This window comes from Janthinobacterium sp. GW458P (genome assembly GCF_002127585.1).
In the GTDB taxonomy this organism is placed as follows: Bacteria; Pseudomonadota; Gammaproteobacteria; order Burkholderiales; family Burkholderiaceae_D; genus Janthinobacterium.
In genome coordinates this window covers 1-18270 of record NZ_NEGZ01000020.1, presented here as the reverse complement: position 1 = coordinate 18270, position 18270 = coordinate 1, and the positions used below count along the sequence as shown (strand labels likewise).

General features: G+C 53.6%; 16 protein-coding genes and 2 pseudogenes. 13 read left to right on the top strand and 5 right to left on the bottom strand.

The window, feature by feature from the left end; translation table 11 throughout:
* The first annotated feature begins 71 nt into the window (after positions 1-71).
* The 5 genes from CBW50_RS13285 to CBW50_RS13265 all read left to right on the top strand — a co-directional run bounded on the left by CBW50_RS13285 (position 72) and on the right by CBW50_RS13265 (position 5741).
* Positions 72-1241, top strand: a complete 1170-nt coding sequence (locus CBW50_RS13285) for a saccharopine dehydrogenase family protein (protein WP_086146007.1) — start codon at positions 72-74, stop codon at positions 1239-1241.
* Between the two features lie 142 nt (positions 1242-1383).
* Positions 1384-2157, top strand: a complete 774-nt coding sequence (locus tag CBW50_RS13280) for an isocitrate lyase/phosphoenolpyruvate mutase family protein (RefSeq protein WP_086146006.1) — start codon at positions 1384-1386, stop codon at positions 2155-2157.
* The gene (locus tag CBW50_RS13275; RefSeq protein WP_086146005.1) at positions 2144-3262 is read left to right on the top strand and encodes a bifunctional transcriptional activator/DNA repair enzyme AdaA; all 1119 of its coding nucleotides are present in this window, start codon (positions 2144-2146) and stop codon (positions 3260-3262) included. The genes CBW50_RS13280 and CBW50_RS13275 overlap by 14 nt, the downstream gene beginning before the upstream one ends.
* A gap of 31 nt (positions 3263-3293) precedes the next feature.
* Entirely contained in the window at positions 3294-4520 is a 1227-nt protein-coding gene (locus CBW50_RS13270) for an MFS transporter (RefSeq protein ID WP_226935824.1), read from the top strand.
* Between the two features lie 315 nt (positions 4521-4835).
* Complete coding sequence (locus tag CBW50_RS13265) at positions 4836-5741, top strand: LysR family transcriptional regulator (protein ID WP_172404757.1); 906 nt, start codon at positions 4836-4838, stop codon at positions 5739-5741.
* A 483-nt stretch (positions 5742-6224) separates the two neighbouring features.
* Here CBW50_RS13265 and CBW50_RS13260 read toward each other — a convergent pair whose 3' ends face one another.
* Positions 6225-6692 (bottom strand): helix-turn-helix domain-containing protein, encoded by a 468-nt coding sequence (locus CBW50_RS13260; RefSeq protein WP_086146002.1) that lies wholly within the window; start codon positions 6690-6692, stop codon positions 6225-6227.
* 235 nt (positions 6693-6927) lie between these two features.
* On the opposite strand from CBW50_RS13260, the gene CBW50_RS13255 reads away from it, so the two are divergent.
* The gene (locus CBW50_RS13255) at positions 6928-8187 is read left to right on the top strand and encodes an MFS transporter (protein ID WP_086146001.1); all 1260 of its coding nucleotides are present in this window, start codon (positions 6928-6930) and stop codon (positions 8185-8187) included.
* Positions 8188-8385: 198 nt separating this feature from the next.
* On the top strand, positions 8386-9177 hold the full coding sequence (locus tag CBW50_RS13250) for an alpha/beta hydrolase (protein WP_086146000.1): 792 nt from the start codon (positions 8386-8388) through the stop codon (positions 9175-9177).
* A gap of 210 nt (positions 9178-9387) precedes the next feature.
* Here the strand turns inward: CBW50_RS13250 and CBW50_RS13245 are convergent, their stop codons facing one another.
* Complete coding sequence (locus tag CBW50_RS13245) at positions 9388-10587, bottom strand: MFS transporter (RefSeq protein WP_086146050.1); 1200 nt, start codon at positions 10585-10587, stop codon at positions 9388-9390.
* 141 nt (positions 10588-10728) lie between these two features.
* Here CBW50_RS13245 and CBW50_RS13240 point away from each other — a divergent pair, with 141 nt between their 5' ends.
* Positions 10729-11613: a LysR family transcriptional regulator gene (locus tag CBW50_RS13240; RefSeq protein ID WP_086145999.1), complete on the top strand. Its 885-nt coding sequence runs from the start codon at positions 10729-10731 to the stop codon at positions 11611-11613.
* Between the two features lie 443 nt (positions 11614-12056).
* Here CBW50_RS13240 and CBW50_RS13235 read toward each other — a convergent pair whose 3' ends face one another.
* Both CBW50_RS13235 and CBW50_RS13230 read right to left on the bottom strand, forming a co-directional pair.
* Positions 12057-13562, bottom strand: coding sequence for a glycosyltransferase family 39 protein (locus CBW50_RS13235; RefSeq protein WP_086145998.1), 1506 nt, complete (start codon positions 13560-13562; stop codon positions 12057-12059).
* 381 nt (positions 13563-13943) lie between these two features.
* Positions 13944-15344, bottom strand: a complete 1401-nt coding sequence (locus CBW50_RS13230) for a PLP-dependent aminotransferase family protein (RefSeq protein ID WP_086145997.1) — start codon at positions 15342-15344, stop codon at positions 13944-13946.
* Positions 15345-15431: 87 nt separating this feature from the next.
* Here CBW50_RS13230 and CBW50_RS13225 point away from each other — a divergent pair, with 87 nt between their 5' ends.
* The 4 genes from CBW50_RS13225 (at position 15432) to CBW50_RS13210 (ending at position 17544) form a co-directional block, all read left to right on the top strand.
* Positions 15432-15878 (top strand): GNAT family N-acetyltransferase, encoded by a 447-nt coding sequence (locus tag CBW50_RS13225; protein ID WP_086145996.1) that lies wholly within the window; start codon positions 15432-15434, stop codon positions 15876-15878.
* Complete coding sequence (locus tag CBW50_RS13220) at positions 15875-16495, top strand: FMN-dependent NADH-azoreductase (RefSeq protein WP_086145995.1); 621 nt, start codon at positions 15875-15877, stop codon at positions 16493-16495. The genes CBW50_RS13225 and CBW50_RS13220 overlap by 4 nt, the downstream gene beginning before the upstream one ends.
* Before the next feature lie 28 nt (positions 16496-16523).
* Positions 16524-16955: a carboxymuconolactone decarboxylase family protein gene (locus CBW50_RS13215; RefSeq protein WP_086146049.1), complete on the top strand. Its 432-nt coding sequence runs from the start codon at positions 16524-16526 to the stop codon at positions 16953-16955.
* Between the two features lie 358 nt (positions 16956-17313).
* Positions 17314-17544, top strand: coding sequence for a hypothetical protein (locus tag CBW50_RS13210; RefSeq protein ID WP_086145994.1), 231 nt, complete (start codon positions 17314-17316; stop codon positions 17542-17544).
* Between the two features lie 177 nt (positions 17545-17721).
* Here the strand turns inward: CBW50_RS13210 and CBW50_RS13205 are convergent.
* Positions 17722-17919, bottom strand: a pseudogene (locus tag CBW50_RS13205) (serine acetyltransferase); the annotation flags it as partial.
* 225 nt (positions 17920-18144) lie between these two features.
* On the opposite strand from CBW50_RS13205, the pseudogene CBW50_RS29955 reads away from it, so the two are divergent.
* Positions 18145-18270, top strand: a pseudogene (locus tag CBW50_RS29955) (Bcr/CflA family drug resistance efflux transporter); the annotation flags it as partial.

The following is an 18270-nucleotide window of genomic DNA, read 5'->3' as shown; positions in this document are numbered from 1 at the left end:
TCTGAGGAATCTGAGAGAGCTCAATGCGGTACTTGAACGCCATTTATTAACAGTTTAGACAGGAGAAAAGAATGAAGGTATTGATATTAGGCGGTGGCGGCGAAATGGGGCGCATTGCCGCTCGTGAAGCGGCGAGCTATGACTTCGTCGAAACAGTGACTGTCGCAGACATGAACCACAAGGCGGCCCTTGCCGTGGCAAATAGCTTGGGCAGCAAAGGTGCAGCCTTTCAATGTGATGCGACCGCCCCGAGTGAACTGCATCCCCTGCTTGCCGCGCACGACGTGGTTCTCAACACCATAGGCCCCTTCTATCGCTTTGGTGTCCCTATTCTCCATGCCGTTATCACTGCGGGTAAGCACTACGCAGACATTTGCGATGATTGGGAGCCCACGCTGGAGATGCTCCAGCTTGATAGCTTAGCCAAAGCAAACAACGTTGTCGCCATCATCGGCATCGGCGCCAGTCCGGGCTTGACCAATTTGCTTGCAATGGTTGCAGCATCCAGCCTCGACCAGACCGAGGAACTACTCACCGGCTGGTCTATCGTCGACGGAAACGATCAATCATCAACGCCTTCCCCGCGGGTCAAGCCGCGGAAACCGAGCGCGGCTTCAGTGCATTGGTTACAGCAACTCACAGGTACCATCAGGCAGCAGGAAAGAGGCCAACTGCGCCAGGTAAAACCGCTGCAGCGGCACATCATTGCCTACCCTGGCTACGGGGAGCTGCCCGTCTGGACAGTCGGCCACCCCGAGGCTGTCACATTGCCTCGTGCGTTTCCATCGCTCACCACTTGCGCAAACGTCATGATCGGCCCAGACCAGGATTTCCGTGATCTGAAAATGATCGCTTCCCTCATTGACAAGGGGATCATGTCCGTTGAATGCGCTGCGCTTGAACTTGATAAGGTTCAAGGCACCGCTCTAAGTAAAGCGCAGCGCAATGCAGATCCCTCGCCACCGGAGCTGTTTGCCTGGGCACGGGGCAGACGCGAAGGGCGAGCCATGATCTCAAGCGCACACCTGAAGGTGGTCATTCCCGATGGTATGGCAGGCGCGACGAGCATCCCCCTCGCCATGACTCTGCCCTTGTTCGCCAGCGGCTTTGGCGATCGTCGCGGCGTCTTTACGCCTGAGGATATTATTGATCCGCTAGCCTATTTCGACGGCCTCGCCACCCGTTGTCTCGGCCCTCTAGCTGATGCGGAATCACTGATCGTGCAAGCCTTCTTGCCATAATAGCACCGCATTAGTCAGGCAACACGGGACGCGTACCTACCGCCAACTAGTATGCAAGCAAAGAAATACTCGTCCGGTTTTCGGTTGTAGAACAAAGGGGCAAACAGACATACTGGCGCCACATTCTAACCAGGAGTTATTCATGAACTTTGCCCAACTACATCAACAAGCCGAACCGTTGTTGCTCGCCAACGTATGGGATGCCGCGAGTGCCCGTGCGGCGACATCCGCAGGCTATGCCGTCATTGGCACTTCCAGTGCGGCCATCGCCGATACTTTGGGCTATGCCGACGGCGAGGGTGTGAGTTTTGCTGATCTGAAAACACTGGTCGCTCGCTTACAAGCCGTAACTGACCTGCCACTAACCGTTGACGTAGAAGCCGGCTATGGCGAGACAGCAAGTGAGGTGGTGGATAATCTACTCAAATTGACGGATATGGGCGTGGTCGGAGTCAATTTGGAAGATAGTGTGGTGCGCAACGGTATGCGAGAATTGTTGAACGTTGACGTCTTCGTACAGCGTCTTGCTGATATCCGCACTGGATTGAAGGAGGCCGGCGTGGAATTGTTCCTCAATGTACGCACCGATACCTTCCTACTGGGCATTGCGAATGCACTTACGGAAACAGTCAGCCGCGGCCGGTGTTATGCCGCCACCGGCGCCGATGGCCTGTTTGTACCCGGTGTCACCGACGAGACTGATATCGCGACTATCGTGGCTGGCGTATCTCTGCCGTTGAACGTGATGTGCATGCCGAATTTACCATCAGTTGAAAAGCTCACTACGCTAGGCGTCAAGCGCATCAGCATGGGTAATTTCCTGCACAGTCGCATACAGCAGACCCTTCTGCAACTGTTTGTCGCCGTGCGCGAAGAGAAATCTTTTCAACGGGTATTTGCCTATGCTGGTCACTGATGTCCAAGAAATTGATGCCTACTACCGTGCACTGCTCGATCGGGCGGCTGATCATGTCGGCATCTTCTACGTCGGAGTGAAGACAACAGGCGTGTTCTGCATCGCCACATGCCGCGCACGCAAACCCAAGCGCGAAAATGTGGTGTTTTACACCAACTTCAAGGAAGCCCTTGATGCCGGTTACAGGCCGTGTAAGGTATGCAAACCGACGGAGAACGCCCACACCGCGCCACCCGATGTCGCCGAGGCCATTGCCTGGGTGCGCCAACACCCCAAAGAGCGCTTGAGCGACTGCCAGCTCCGGCAGCGTGGTCTTAGCCCAGAGCGCATCCGGCGATGGTTTCAAGCACACCATGGTATGAGTTTTCAGTCTTTTCAGCGCTCGTTGAGAATCAATACGGCTCTAGAAGAGTTGAGGGCCGGTCGCCGCGCGACTGATACTGCGTTCGATAGCGGCTACGACTCACTCAGCGGTTTTGCTTACACCTGCAAGAAGCTGACCGGAGGAGCACCGACGGAAGCCGCCCATGTCATTCTCATTCATCGTTTTACCACGCCTTTGGGGCCAATGTTCGCTTGCGCAACCGCGCGCGGCATCTGTCTACTGGAATTCGTCGACCGACGTATGCTGGAGACCAAGTTTAAGGATCTGCAAAGGCTCTTGCAGGCGCGCATCTTGACCGGCGAAAACCAGCACACCCGCCAGGCCGAGCTCGAGGTCAGCGAATACTTTGCGGGTACCCGCCAACAGTTCGCACTAGCGCTCGACACGCCCGGCAGCAACTTCCAGCGGTCGGTGTGGCTAGCGTTGCGAGCAATTCCCTATGGCAGCACCGCTAGCTATGACAAGCAGGCAGAGAAACTCGGACAGCCACAGCTCGTTCAAGCAATGACCAGTGCCAATGCTGCCAATCGTGTGGCTATCGTCATTCCCTGCCACCGGATGATAGATGAAAATGGCGGGCCGGCCAGCTACGGCGGCGGTCTTGCGCGCAAGCAGTGGTTGATAGAGCACGAGCGGCGCAATGTGGGGGCCGGGGGTATGCCGAATCGGGATAACACAAATCAGCTTGTACACATTGCCTCCCCAGTTACAGGTACGTAACATCGAACCAATAAACTGACAGGAAGCAGACATGGAATCAACGTCATCAAAACCAACGGCAACATCGTTAGTCAAGCAGAAAATGACGACATCCATGGTCTTACTCATGTCAATCGCTATAGGACTAACGGTCGCCAGCAATTACTATGCGCAGCCTCTGTTGTATAGCATGGGCGAACAATTCTCCCTGTCGGCCGCCGCAGCTGGCAGCATAGTCACTGTGGCGCAATTGAGCTACGCGGCCGGGCTTGTGCTGTTTGTGCCGTTGGGAGATGTGCTGGAACGCCGCAACATGATTGTCGCCATGAGTGTTATGGCAGCGATTGGTTTGATGGTCACGGCCTCCGCCAGTAGCATCGCCGTTGTGCTTTTTGGTACGGCCCTTGCAGGATGCATGTCGGTAGCTGCACAGATTCTTATTCCATTTGCATCTACCCTGGCGACGAAGCATGAGCGGGGACGCGTGGTCGGAACACTCATGGCAGGATTGCTTCTTGGAATATTGCTGGCCCGCGTGGCGGCAGGCATCGTCGCCGACCTGTATAACTGGAGAGCTATTTACTGGCTTGCCGCCATAATGATGCTGGCTGCTTCACTCATGCTCAGGTTAGTGTTGCCAAAGTCTAAGAGCGCAACGGATCTCAGCTACAAAGACTTGCTTGTGTCATTGTTTCATCTCTACATAGACGAATCTATATTGCGTTCGCGTGCCTTGATAGGTGTGTTCCTGTTCGCATCGTTTGGTGTTTTCTGGACACCATTGGCATTTCTGCTTGCGGGGCCGCCGCATGGTTACTCCAATACTGCTATTGGTCTGTTTGGTTTGGCTGGCGCCGCTGGCGCCATGGCTGCCAGACCATTTGGACACCTGGCCGATCGTGGTTTAGGCAATCGCGCGACCATTTTGGGCTTGATGTTGCTGCTGCTTTCATGGCTCCCAATCATGCTCGGCCAACAACATGTAATCGCACTGATTATCGGCGCCGTGCTGCTTGATATGGGCATACAGGGCGTTCATGTCGCCAACATGAGTGCGGTATATCGCCTGGCTCCCGAGAAAAGAAGCCGTCTGACCGCAGCCATGATGGCAGGCAATTTTGCTGGGGCCGCTAGCGGCTCGTTCATCGGCGCGTGGATCTTTCCGATCGCTGCCTGGACCGGCGTCAGCATTGCTGGAGCACTGTTTGCGGCCGCAGCGCTGGCGTATGCTGTTGTTGGCACATATTCTCCTTCACCCTGCCAGTTGGATTCCAATTGATGTCACGTTCAACTCTTTCCATGCATCCTTGAGGTATGGCATGCTAAAAAATGGCTGGCACTTGTGCCTTCACCGTTATCCAGATTCAATCAAGCTGGCTAGCTGGTTACGTAGGCATGCGTATTATTCGGAAATGCGAATGAGCCGGAGAATGAATCTTGCAGGATACGGGAGGTGGCGGCATCGGCAATAATGCGGCGCCGGTATGGATGGTGCCAGGTCTAGTAGACTCGTGGCAATGCAGGAAGTATTAAAATTTCGATGACATGCACGTGCGCGATCTGGGTTGATGAAAACAATATGAAAAGAAACGCAATGTTCGACCAGCTGGATTTACGATTACTGAAAGTATTTATTGCCGTATTTCGCGAACGCCATATCGGACGCGCCGCAGATACTCTTGGCATGACTCAGCCAGCTGTATCGACAGTGCTCGCCCGGTTGCGAAAAACTACTGGTGACCCTCTTTTCATACGCAGTGCGGAAGGGATGCAAGCGACTGAAATGGCCCGGAAGTGGTACCTCCCGGTGGCGGAGGCTATGAAGGCGCTGGAGGCGGCGCTGAGCCTGCCTGCTACGTTTGACCCCGCAACTTCACGGCGTACTTTCATTATCTATATGACAGATGTTGGTCAACTTCTTGTGCTGAACCGGCTGATGCAGCGGGTGGCGTTTTATGCTCCGCGCATCCATATCCGTGTCGTTGCGCACTGGGAAGGTTCTCTTGCTGACAGATTGCATGATGGAAGTATCGACATGGCGTTTGGCTGGATTCCGCAGCTTAAATCGCGTAAATCCAGTATTTTGTTATTCAAGGATAGATATGTTGGCCTGCACGACACGTCGGCGCCAGTCAATGCCAACAGCGAGTTTCTTCAATATGCAGTCGCTGATATACCAAGTTCAGCTCACCATGCTGTCCTTGACCGTTTGCAGGCACAGACTAGGGTGCCAGTCATTACGACTCCCAGTTTTTTCATACTGCCGGAAATACTTGTTGGCAAATCCTACATTGCAGTCGTTCCTGAGCGATTCGCCAAGCTCATCATTGACCAACGCAAGAAGCCACTCAGCATACTCAAACTTCCATTCATGCTCCCGACTTTGTCTATTCGCCTTCATTGGTCGGCGAGCAGTTGGCATGATGGTGGTATCGACTGGCTACGCCAGCAAATTACGGCATGTCTTGCTGATCCGCCCGCACTCACTGATGATCATTAATTTGCACAAATGACCTGATGTGACTGTCCGACCTGCGTAAATTCATGCTAACCATTGTCAGCATTGGCGTATCTGCCCATGGTGATGAGGATGACAAAAATCTCATCCCCCCCCCCCCGACATTCCCACGCTCTCTCTTGCGCACGCGGACAGCTCGATCCAGGTGCTTCTTGAGTGACCGGACGTGCTTGGGTCGAAAGTAAGCAAGGCTAGCCAAAGGGACCGATACGAACAGTCCTTCACCTTCACTCTGCTACACCGCATGCGCCAATACAACGATACCGTTCTCCTGTGCGTACGCTGTCTATCGCTACCGTTTACCAATAATGTTGCCGAACGCGCCATACAAAAGGCCGGTAAATTCGGGGGCGAAGGCTTTCTGCCTCGTCATTGAGTGTTTGAACACGTCCATAGCTGAATCAACCGTTTTTATAGTCTGGTCATTCGCCCGGGTCAAAAATCGGACAATTACCTGGGACCGCCTCACTTTGCTTTTGATCTCATCGCTTGGCGGGCAACAAGACTACCAGGAGATGCGTTAATAGCTGTCGACCTGCTTTGCTTCAACTTTGCCGCCGCAGCAACCTTGAGTAAACGCTGGAAGTTGGGGCATTGCGCGTGGCTGGCAGCGGGGCATTGTGCAGCATGGCGCAAACCCTCGCTCATGGCTTGTAGGCGCTTGATAGTCGCGTCGATTTCGTCAGCTTTGGCCACTAGTACATTCCTGTCTACCTGCGGGGCACCAGTGGGAGAAAGCATCGTGCGGATTTCCTCCAGAGAGAGTTGCCCTGCCTGTCCGAGCGCAATCAATGCCAGTTGATTGACCACGTCCGGTGCAAAGTGTCGCCGCTCCCCCGCGCTGCTGGTTGCTGAGATTAAACCCTTTTTTTCATAAAACCGCAGCGAAGAGGCCGATATGCCTGTGCGCCTGGCGACCTCTGAAATATCCATGATGCCCCCCTTGACTTGAAGTTGACTTCAACTTTTATCATGCCTGCAAACGACATTTTCGGCAACGGAAAGGAACGAGTATCTGTCTACCGCACTGCTCAAGCGGGTGTGGGAATGAACGGAACCGTTGCTGGACACGCCGCATGGGGATGGCTTTGTGCCCACATGCCGGCAATCCGCCACGGCGGATTGATGGCAAACCTCGATTCTCAAATCAATCCATCGGAGAACTACAATGCAAGAAAACGTGAGCATCGTCACCCCCAGCGCCGGCGAAACCCCGTTGCGGCCCCAAGAGCGCAACACGGCCATTCCATCTGCCGTCTACCTTCTTGCCCTGAGTTTGTTTGCGATGGGCAGCGCCGAGTTTTTGATGGGAGGTATTCTCCCGATGATTGCGGCAGATCTGCACATCACGCTGCCAACGGCGGGAACCTTGATTTCCGCATTCGCAGTGGGTGCACTGATAGGCGGGCCGCCGTTCGCCATCTTGACGCTGCACTGGTCTAAGCGCAACACCTTGTTCGCCAGCCAGGTGGCTTTCATCGCTGCAACGGTGTTAAGCCTCCTTGCGCAAAGCTATTGGCCCATTCTTGCCGCCCGGTTCGTCATGGGCTTGGCGTATGCGTGCTTCTGGGCGGTTGCGGCAGCAAGCGCCGTGCAACTTTCACCTCCTGATCGCCGCGCCAAGGCACTTTCCATCGTTGTCAGTGGCTTGACCACCGCGATGGTTCTGGGCGGCCCCGCAGGAACGTTCATCAGCGATTCAACCGGCTGGCGCGGCGGATTCTGGGCCGTCATCGCGGTTACTGCTGTGGCGGCGGTCGCCGGCCTTCTCGCTTTGCCCAACAAGGCACCTGGCGATGCGGCGGCGCCTGACCTCAACACTGAGTTGCGCGCCATGAAGTCCCCGGTTCTTTGGGTGGCCTATGCTACGACGGCGGCTACCACTGCCGCCTACATGGGCACGTTCGCTTATCTCGGGGCCTTGATGCTCGAGGTGAGTAGATTGCCCGACCAGTGGCTGCCCGCTGTGCTGACTCTGTTTGGCGTTGGTGCCTTCATCGGGCTGACGATTGGGGGACGTACTGCTGATCGCTATCCGTTCGCCACGCTTGTGGTGGGCATCGCTGGCCTGATCGTCATATCCGCTGCGATGGCGCTGCTGGCGTCCCATATGGTGGCGACCATTGTACTGGTATTTCTGCTCGGCGTTTCGGGCTTCCTGCTAAATCCGCCAATTTGGGGCCGGGTCTATGCGATCGCTCCCGATGCGCCGATGCTTGCAGGGGCGACAAACACGTCAGCCTTTCAAGCCGGTCTGACGCTTGCACCGCTGCTTGCCGGACTGCCGATCAGCTTCGGTCATGGACTGCCAGCTGTTGCTTGGGTGGGAGCCGCAATCGGCGTTGCCTCGCTTGGATTCGCTGTTCTCGGCTCGCGATGGAGTCGCCGGGCCTTCCAACAGCAGGACGGACACTGTCGACAGGGATGAAGTCACCATTGCGCCAAACCTGCTGGATCGGCGGCTGAAGCCACCGGCCCCAATCCACAGTGGGCAAAAGTGATGAATCAGAAATACCTAAACTGATGGCGATTCAGTGCAAACGGCTCAGATACTGACAAAAACTGACAGTCAACCCTTGTATGATCCGCGAATCAAAAACTAAAATTTTGCAAGGATAAATTCACCATGGCTTTTTTTACTCATTCATCAGGTCAGTACTTACCAGTTGATGACGCCGAAATATACTTCGAAATCATAGGCAATCCGATCGGGAGTCCATTACTGTTACTGCATGGCGGCTTAGGCAACCTCACAGACTTCAATGGGATTGTAGGACAACTTGCAAGTGAATTTAGATTGATTGGCATTGATTTTCGTGGTCATGGCAAGTCGACGCTCGGAAAATCTCGCTTGACCTATCAACAATATCAAGCAGATGTTGAAGCCATCGTCGCGCATTTGAAACTCGATTATTTTTCTATACTGGGCTTTAGTGACGGTGGCATCACTGCCTTGCGCATGGCAGCTGAAACCCCGTCGAGGATTAGGGGGCTTGTGGCGGTGGCGGCTCAAAGTCAAATGGAGGCGGATGACCCTGCCCTTCCCATGTTAAGTGGCGTGACAGCTGGTTTCTGGAAGACAAAGTTCCCCAACGCAGTTTCCTACTACGAAGAGAACAATCCAGAGCCAGACTTCGATGTGTTGATCAAATCGGTTGTATCGCTCTGGACAAATATCAAACACAGTGCTTACCCTGGCAACCGGATCAAACAGATCACGGCACAAACGTTGCTGGTGCGTGGCGACGAAGATCATCTTTGTTCGTTAAAGAGCGTTGCTGAACTGCGAGATCAAATAAAAGGTTCTGTCTTCTTGAACATCCCTTATGCAGGGCACGAGGTGCACAAAGATTCTCCTATTCTATTCATGGAGGTAGCGTACGATTTCCTTGTCAATCGAACGGTAAAGAAACGTTAATTATCTAGTTCAGTGCTGGTCTGCATTGGCGAAATGAGGTTCTGTCGCATTGACTTCTTTAACCGTGCATTCTCGCCCTGCAAACTCTTGAACGCCCGCCGCCTTCGGACTGCATTCCTCCATACTGATTCTTCTAACCTTTCAGGCATCCATAGTATCGGTTGTAACCGTATACACATATGGTCGGGCAAGAGTCCTGATTTTTTGGAACTACGATATTCGGCCAGCCCTCCCAGGGAATCCATGCGTACGGCAAGCCCAGGTTATCAAGAAAGCCATGAGTAATAGTATGAACAATACCCAGGGAAAAATACCGACACCTGATGTTTCCAGCAAAATTCCGCCGATAAGGCCACCGGCTGCGATGGCAATATTCCATACGGTAACCAGAATCGATTGCGCCACATCTGCGCCTGACCCGGCGGCCTCGGCCGATGCAGTTTGTAACAAGGCAGCGGAGCCGCCAAAGGTTAGGCCCCATGCGATTACAGCGATATAGATGACCCACGGCTGAGTGCCGGCTAGGCCAAGGGCAAGCGATGCAAGCGCAAAACCCGCCAGGCTGAGCAGTACCAAAGACCGTAGCATACGGTCTATTAACATGGCACTGATCCAGATACCAGCCAGCGATGCCACACCAAAGAGCAGGAGCACCACATCGACCCGATTGGACAAACCCGCTGGCTCAAGGAAGGGCATCAAGTAAGTGTAGAGAATGCTGTGCGCGAGTATCCAGAACGCCAGTACCGCCAAGACCGGCCGCACGCCGGGAGTGTTAAAAACCTGATACACAGGGGTTTGCTTCTTTGCCGCTTGTCCTGGATAGTCTGGCACCTGCAGAGAGATCCAGGCCATCACTCCCAGCGTCAGCAGCGACATGACTCCAAAGGTAGTACGCCAGCCTAGGGTAGCGCCCAGTAATGTGCCCAGCGGCACGCCCAGCGATAATGCTAACGGCGCACCAATTCCCGCCACGGCCAAGGCACGCCCCTTGAGATGATCTGGCACCAGGCGTCGCGCGTAGCCGGCCAGCATGCCCCAAATCAGGCCGCCTGCCATGCCGGCCAAAAATCGTGCTGACAAGGCGACGACATAGTTGGAGGTCAATGCTGTAACCATGTTGAAGAGCAACATGGCGAATAACGCCGCAATCATCAATGGTCGGCGTCGCCAGGCCAGCGTTGCTGCCGTCAACGGGATGGCTGCGACTAGCGATCCAATGGCGTAGAGCGTAACGAACTGTCCAGCAAGCGCTTGCGATACCCCCATTCCTTCGCTTAGCTGTGTAAGCATTCCGGCTGGAATGGTTTCGGTTAACAACGCCAGAAAACCTGTCATCGCCAAGGCCAGAAGCGCGACAAATGGCAGCCGATCCGCGCTCTGAGCCGAAGTGGCATTCGTATTATTCATTTGTATCTTTCCTATGTTCTTCATCGGCAGCCAGATGGCACGCCAGTGGATGATCACAGTGTGGACGTCAATCGATAAAGGAAAAATAGGCTACAGTTGAAAATACATATGACTTTGGAGTCATAAATAAGGATAAAAAATATGGACAATCTGGGATCGTTGAACGTCTTCGTTCATGCCGGAGAAACCCGCAGTTTCACAGTTGCGGGGCAGCAGCTCGGCATTTCGGCATCGGCCGTCAGCAAGGCCATTGTTCGTCTTGAAGAGCGACTTGGCGTACGGCTATTTCACCGCTCCACGCGCACCGTCAGTCTTACGGCGGAAGGTGCGCAATTTCTGGAGCGTTGCCGCCGTATTCTGGGAGAGGTGAAGGAGGCCGAAGCTGAGCTATTACAAAATCGGGATACGCCACGTGGCAAGTTGCGCATTAGTCTGCCATCAGTTGGCACACTCTTCATGCCAAAACTGGCCGCCTTCAAGCGGCTTTACCCCGACATTCTGCTAGACATTGATTACTCGGACAGATTGGTAGACGTGATTGAAGACGGTTTCGATGCCGTGATTCGTACTGGCGAACCTAGCGACTCCCGACTAACAGCCCGTCGCATCGGCTCCTGTCGCAAAGTCATGGTTGGCGCGCCTGAGTACTTTCGGGTAGCGGGCTTGCCGCTCACGCCCGAAGACCTGATCAAGCATTCCTGCTTGCTCTATCGATTCCCCAGCACTGGCAAGCTGGACGCCTGGCCATTGCAAGTTGCCGGCGCGTCCAGCTTTAACCTGCAAGCCAGTATGGTGACAAACACTCTTGATCCACAGGTCTGCTTCGCTGAAGAGGGTTTGGGTATCGCTTGTGTGCCAGAAATAGCGGTTCGCCGGCAATTGCAAATAGGAAGTTTGACCAGTGTGTTAGATGATTACAATCATGACAGTATGATTTTTCATGTACTTTGGCCGTCGAGTCCTCATCTATCACCCAAGATTCGGGTGTTTGTGGACTTCGTCGTTCTGCATTTGTTTCCTCTTTGATCGCCCCTCCCCTTCCCGATGGCAGGCGCGATTGTAATCGCTGCAAACCTTCACTGTGGCTGCAGTGAAGATGCGGGTAATTGCCTGCTAGGTTGGTGACTCTCAAGCACCATCATGCGCCGGCGTAGAAGATGCCGTTGCCCTTTGATTTTATTGGAAGTCATTTTCCGTTGCTGACGATTTCCCTTAGCTTCCTCATAAAAATATGCTTCATTATGCGCCGAAAAGAGTAAAAATCATTCGCTTTCATTTCATCGCTTTTGAAAACTGGCTGCCAACGGGCTATTCACCTACACAGCAGAGAAAAAATTAAAATACTGCCGAATTATCGCTGACGAACCAGCCTCAGACAAGATTATTGCCGCCACAATTTAAATAATATTAATCATTTGATATGATATTTCATTTCAGCTTAGCAGCGAAAAAACGTACTTTGCATTCCGTCACTGCGGTAAAAGGTAGGCGACGCCAAAATGATGAAATCGTTTCCCTTTCACGGTCAATGCGGGCTGAACAACTGCATCTGGAAATCTCGCGGCAAGATACTGGGGCAGCGCAATGCCCTCCTCCTGCATATTCCACACAATGACAGCTCCTGCTTGTTTAAGGTCCTCTATTTTCACCCAAGGGCTTACACGGAGATCTGCATGAGAGAATATGATAGACGGCCGGTCCTTTGCATAAAATGCGACATTCCCTGCATTCCAAGTATTTCCAATGACATATTTCAATGATCGTTTCGTCGTTGCGTACCACCTGTTATTGATTTCACTACCAAAACTTTCGCCGGGAAAGTTGACGGCCTGCTCATTTCCGGTAATGTCAGTTCCATAAATTTTCTCTGCAATAAAGAAAGAAGCAGGAAATATCAGTAGTACAATCCAGGAACGGATAAAGTAACGAAAACGTTTTTGCGTCAAGATGGGCTGAAAAAGAAGAACGATAAAAATCCCCGTAAAAAACCACAGCGGCGCCCCCCACATGGCCCTCAATGGGCGCTGCGCTAGCAAAGATAGCAACAAGGAAAAAATTGCCGGTCCTAGAGCTAAAACAGCAATATAGCAAAAGTCAAAGTCATGCCATCGCGCCCTTAGCCAGACACGAGATGACCGCCATCGCCACAAAAATGATGCCACTACCAGCATGGGTAACAGTGCTAAAATTTGTGCCCCAATAAATGAAAAGTACTCCTTTATAAAAGTAAATGCATGTGTAATTTCAGGCGCTCTGTCCCCGACATACTTTATTGAAATAAAATCACTTTTTATGATCCAGTATAAATGTGGAAGGAATACTAGTGTGGATGTCAGCATAAGAAGCCACGGGCCTTTTGAGTACAGGCGACGACGGGAGGCTGGGTGAATAATAACGAATAGCGCGATGGGTACGATATATGCCCCCATAGAATAGCGCGACAACAAACCTAAACTGGAAACCAAACCCGCAAGAATCCAGTGCCCCAGCTGATCATCTTGGATCGCCTTATGTAGCAACCAACCAAACAGGGCGGAAAACGGCATCTGCAATACGATGTCATTCAATTCCAAAACCGGAAGATTGAGATAATAAACGCCTTCTAACAACAATGCACCGATCAGTGCCTGCATTTCAGTCGCAACTCGCCGTCCCAACTGCCACACGGCAAAGAAAACTGTGACAACGCACAATTGTCCTGCGAGATAGCTTATCCATAGCCCTCTATTTGACCAAGATGTCAGGGTCTGTATGACCCATGGAAACAATGGTGGGTCTTTCTCATAGCCAAGTTGCCATTCTTTTCCCCAAGCTAAACCCTCGGCCATGTCTAGCGCAATATTGCTTTGAAATAATAATGGCAATATTATCCAGATGATCACATGTGCCAAAACGGCAATTGAGAAAATTTTCTTTAGTGTGTGGGGGCTGGTTTCGTGCGGTGATTCCGACGTGGTGATGGCTTCTAATTTCATGTTTTCTATATTTTTCAGCTACTGTCCAGCGCGTCCCGAATGCATCCCTTCTCTCTACGACTGTCATGGCTTGCATGCGGGACAAACACGCTGACGAGAAATACATCAGCGATTGACTGTAGCGATGCAGCATGGAGAATCTATGGAATTCGGATGAATAGTTCTTAAAGCCACCCTATTTGCGCACAGATACTGGCATGGAAAATACGTTGCTATCCCCCTTTTGAGACTAAACGCAAGGACTCTTGAACATCAAAGAACCAGGCCGCGAATGACATGAGCCAGACGGGCACCGACATTCCAGAATACGGTCTGCCTGCTGCCGATAAATCTATTGAGCGTTGGTTCGACTCAAGACAGCGCTACTAAAATTTCACCGTCTTAGATGATCTTATCCAGCCGAAGTGCCATCGCCGACGCCTGTTCGGGACTGGCTATGTTCGTGAATCCAAGAATCAAGCCGTGCCTTGGTTTGGCCTCCAGGTACCACCGTGACAGAGGTTCGACGACTATGCCAACGGCCTGGGCACGCTGAGCGAACTCGATATCATCACCTTGGCGAAGGCCGACAACGAGATGCATGCCGCCCGCCTGGGGAGTGATCAGTAGACGCGCGCCGAATTGCTGACGCAGTGCATCGACCAGCCATTGACGGCGGCGCGCGTAGAGGTTCCGCATTTTGTTTAGATGTCGCGCAAAGTGCCCTTCGTTGAGGAAAGCGGCTACGGTTGCCTGCAGCACGTACGGGCAGTAGTTATGCAGACGATCAGCCAGACGGGCAAACGCATCGACCTGTTCGGCCGGCACAACCAGATAGGCCAAACGCAGACCTGGAAACAGCACCTTGCTGAAGGTACCGGTATAGAGCACGCGGCCCTGCTGGTCGAGGCTCTTGAGGGCCGGCAAGGGCTTACCTAGATAACGGTACTCGCTGTCATAATCATCCTCGATGATCCAGCTACCTCGGCGGTTGGCCCAGTCTAGCAAAGCCAAGCGACGTGGCAGCGACAGCGATATACCCAGCGGACTCTGGTGGGTCGGCGTGACCACTGCGAATCGGGCATCTGGAGCACGGGCGATGCCTTGCGCAACATCCAGGCCTTGCTCATCTACTGGAACCGGCACCAATTGTGCACCGGCTTCCAGTAGGGCATTCCTGGCCATGAAGTAGCCGGGTTCCTCTAGCCAACACGTATCGCCTCGTTGCATCAGCGTGTGATGAATGAGGTCCAGACACGCGCGATAGCCGGCGCACACGAAAACCTGTTCCGGGTGGCAAGTGATACCCCGCGAAATCCCCAGATAGGTCGAAATGGCCGCGCGTAAGGGGGCATGGCCTCGTGCGTCCGGGTAGACGAGCCCCTCGACACCATCCTGCCGTAGCTGGCGACCCGCCAGTCTTGTCCAGAGCTTACGGGGAAACGCGTCCAGCGCGGGCAGGCCCATCTGCAGTGCCAGCGGCAGCGTCCCGGAATGGGTGGCTTGGTACACCGTCGAAATAACTGGGCCGCGAAGTATGGACGAGGAAACTGGCGGCAGTTGCGTTGAGACTACTGTCCCGGCTGCCCCACGCGTAATCAAATAACCTTCACCAATCAGCAACTGGTAGGCCGCTTCCACTGTACCGCGCGCCAAGTTCAGCTCCGCAGCCAATGAGCGAACTGCAGGTACACGGTCTCCCGGCCGCAGGCGGCCGTCGGCAATGGAATCACGGAATCGCTGATAAAGTTGGCGATAGATCGGCGCTGGCTGGCTGCGGTCCGGCAGGAAGGGAAAAATCATGGCCTAGTCATTTAAGCATTTTTTGGCCCTGTAGTTTAAGCCATTGCAGCCCTAAGATGAGCTATATCTCTACAACGGACTGCAGACATGAATTACACACTCCAACACCTCGAAGACAAGGAGGCCTTTCAGGCCAGTTTCGATCTGATGCGCGGCTTAAGGCCGCATATCGCCAATCCGGCCGCCTACGTGGCACAACTGGTTCGGCAGAGCGAGCAGGGCTACCGTTTACTGGCGGCGTGGGCCGGCGAGCACATGGTCGGCCTGGCTGGTTATCGCGCGTTGGAAAACCTGCTCTACGGGCGTTTCATTTACGTCGATGATCTAGTGGTCAGCTCTGATCTTCAGCGCAGCGGCCTGGGAGCGCGGTTGTTGACTGCGGTTCGGGAGGAGGCCATGCAGCGCAGTTGTGATCATTTCGTGCTGGATACAGGCCTGCATATGCCATTGGCACAACGTTTCTATTTTCGCCAGGGGCTGTTGGCCCGTGGCATGCATTTCACGCAGAGCCTTCGGCCAGAAAGTCTGGCATGAACAATGTCCTGTTGATCAATGCCAGCCCGAATGGGCAGGTTTCCCATGCAAACCAGTTAGCACTGGAACTAGTTTCATCTTTGCAGCACCAGTATCCGCGGCTCGAACTTGTCAAGCGAGACTTGGGCGCACATCCACTGTCGCCACTCGGTATGGACTATGCCCGTGCCCTGACCTCTGATACGCCGTTCGACTCGCCGGAACTTGAGGCCTCCGAAGTTCTGATCGCCGAATTGGAACGCAGCGATATGCTGCTCATTGCCACCCCAATGCACAACTTCACGATCCCTGCCGCGCTCAAGCTCTGGATCGACTATGTCCTGCGAATTCACCGGACATTCAATTCAAGACCCGATGGCAAAGTTGGCCTCCTGAGCGACCGCCCTGTGTACGTGCTGGTCGGTTCCGGTGGTTTTCATCAGGGAGAACGGGCACGGCAACCAGATTTTCTCACTACTTACCTGCGCCACGTGCTTAACACCCTTGGCCTGTTCAACCTGCACTTCAGCTATCTTCAAGGCTTAGTATTCGGAGAAGAGGCCGTCCGTGCCACGCTCGAACATGCGCGTGTCCGACTGGCACTGGAACCTCGGTTCAACAAACTTGTTTATGCCTGATCCCTTTTTTCTACGCAGGAGTTTCACCATGAGTCAACTTAGATTGCCATTTCGTTCCCTATCGCCTGCAGCCTATCAAGGTCTGCTCGCCTGCAATACGGCGCTGGCCGCGAGCTCGCTAGGTTTGCCGCTGCTTGAATTGATTTATTTGCGCATCTCGCAAATAAATGGCTGTGCTTACTGCCTGGGCGAACATTCGCAGGCCCTGCGCGAATGCAAGATGCCGCAAGAGAAGCTGGATTGCCTCGCAGGATGGCGAATCAGCGAATTATTTAATGACCGCGAGCGTACCGCCCTGGCATGGGCCGAGACGCTTACCCATATTAGCGAAAAGGGCGCGCCTGACGAGCTATATGAGCCTTTGAAAGCACATTTCTCCGATGTCGAAATTTCCGATCTGACTTTGGCCGCGGCCTTGATGAATGCATTTAACCGGCTGGCGGTAGGTATGAAGCTCTAAAAGCGAGGTGATCGTCGGCTGTGTACTGGTTGCAGTGTTGCCACTCGCGAAACCTACGGCATATTGCAGGAATTCAAGCTCCAGATTTCAGTGCCCCATGGGACGCGGCAGTTCCAGAAGCTGCATGGCTGGAGTAGGCACGAATCCTTTACCTCGATTTCGTAATCGAAGTAAATTGCAACGCCGGTGGCTATCGCCGGGTGTACCCGGATGACGGCGTTGAGTACCCTGCCGACTATTTTGGCGCTAAAGAGTAATTGGAATGCATAGAAATCACCACTTGCGCAGTCGTCTTTAAAAAGAAATTCCGCGCTTCGGCGCCCGATATCTGGTCGGCATCCAGTGTGAGGACAGGTCCATGAGTAAAACCGTTGAACAAGCTGAAGCCGCGCTGGCTGCAGCGAATGCCGCCTACTTGAATGAGTTGGAGCGCGATTGCATTCAAAGAGAAAACTGTAGCTCCCAACAACGTGACCACGAGTATTATCAGCAGTCGCTGCGCGATGCCATTTACCAGTGCAAACGCGAGCTTGAAGAGGCCAAACACCGCCCACTGATCAGCACGGAGGTCGACAACGGTTCGCTCTGATCGGAAACTGCACCGAGTGCCAATCAACTGGCAGGCAGTTGACACCTGCCGAGGATAACTATGCGTCGCGGTTAGTTGATGTTGTACTAGTTGAGTTTGTTAAACTGAATACTGGTTCGGGAGGGGCCGTTCTGACCTAAACAATTTATCGTCGAGTGGGCAAAAAAATCTCAATTGGTAATGGATGGGGAACAGCGCCGCCGACAGGCCGTTGACGATGGCAGTCAAGGCTTCGCGCGACGGCAGTTCGCGCACCCTGCCGTTGTGGCGGATCTTGTGCTTGTCTTCGCGCGAGCTGCGCAAGGCCTGGATCACGGCTCCCAGGTTCCACTGGGCCGTGTCGTCGGCGGGTGCTGCGGGACAGCTGCAGTGCATAGGGCATCACTTCCATAAAAACGGCACGCAGGCCAGGTCGCCCCCGCTTAGCGGCAGCCCATGACAAAACCAGGAAAGCATTTCGCTTCGGTATGCGAAAGATACATAACGAGCCCAGATCAGCTGGCGGCCACCCGGTTATTGCCACTACCACAAGATAACGACCTAACAAAAACACTCTTCGACGTGACTAAATTATTAATCTGGATTTTGGCGGGCCTGGCCATGGTCGGACCGCTTGCCATCGACACCTATCTGCCGTCTTTCCCCGCCATCGTGCACGATTTTCAGTCCAGCCCCCTGCTGGTGCAGCAAACCCTGAGCTTTTTCCTGTTCACGTTTGCCTTCATG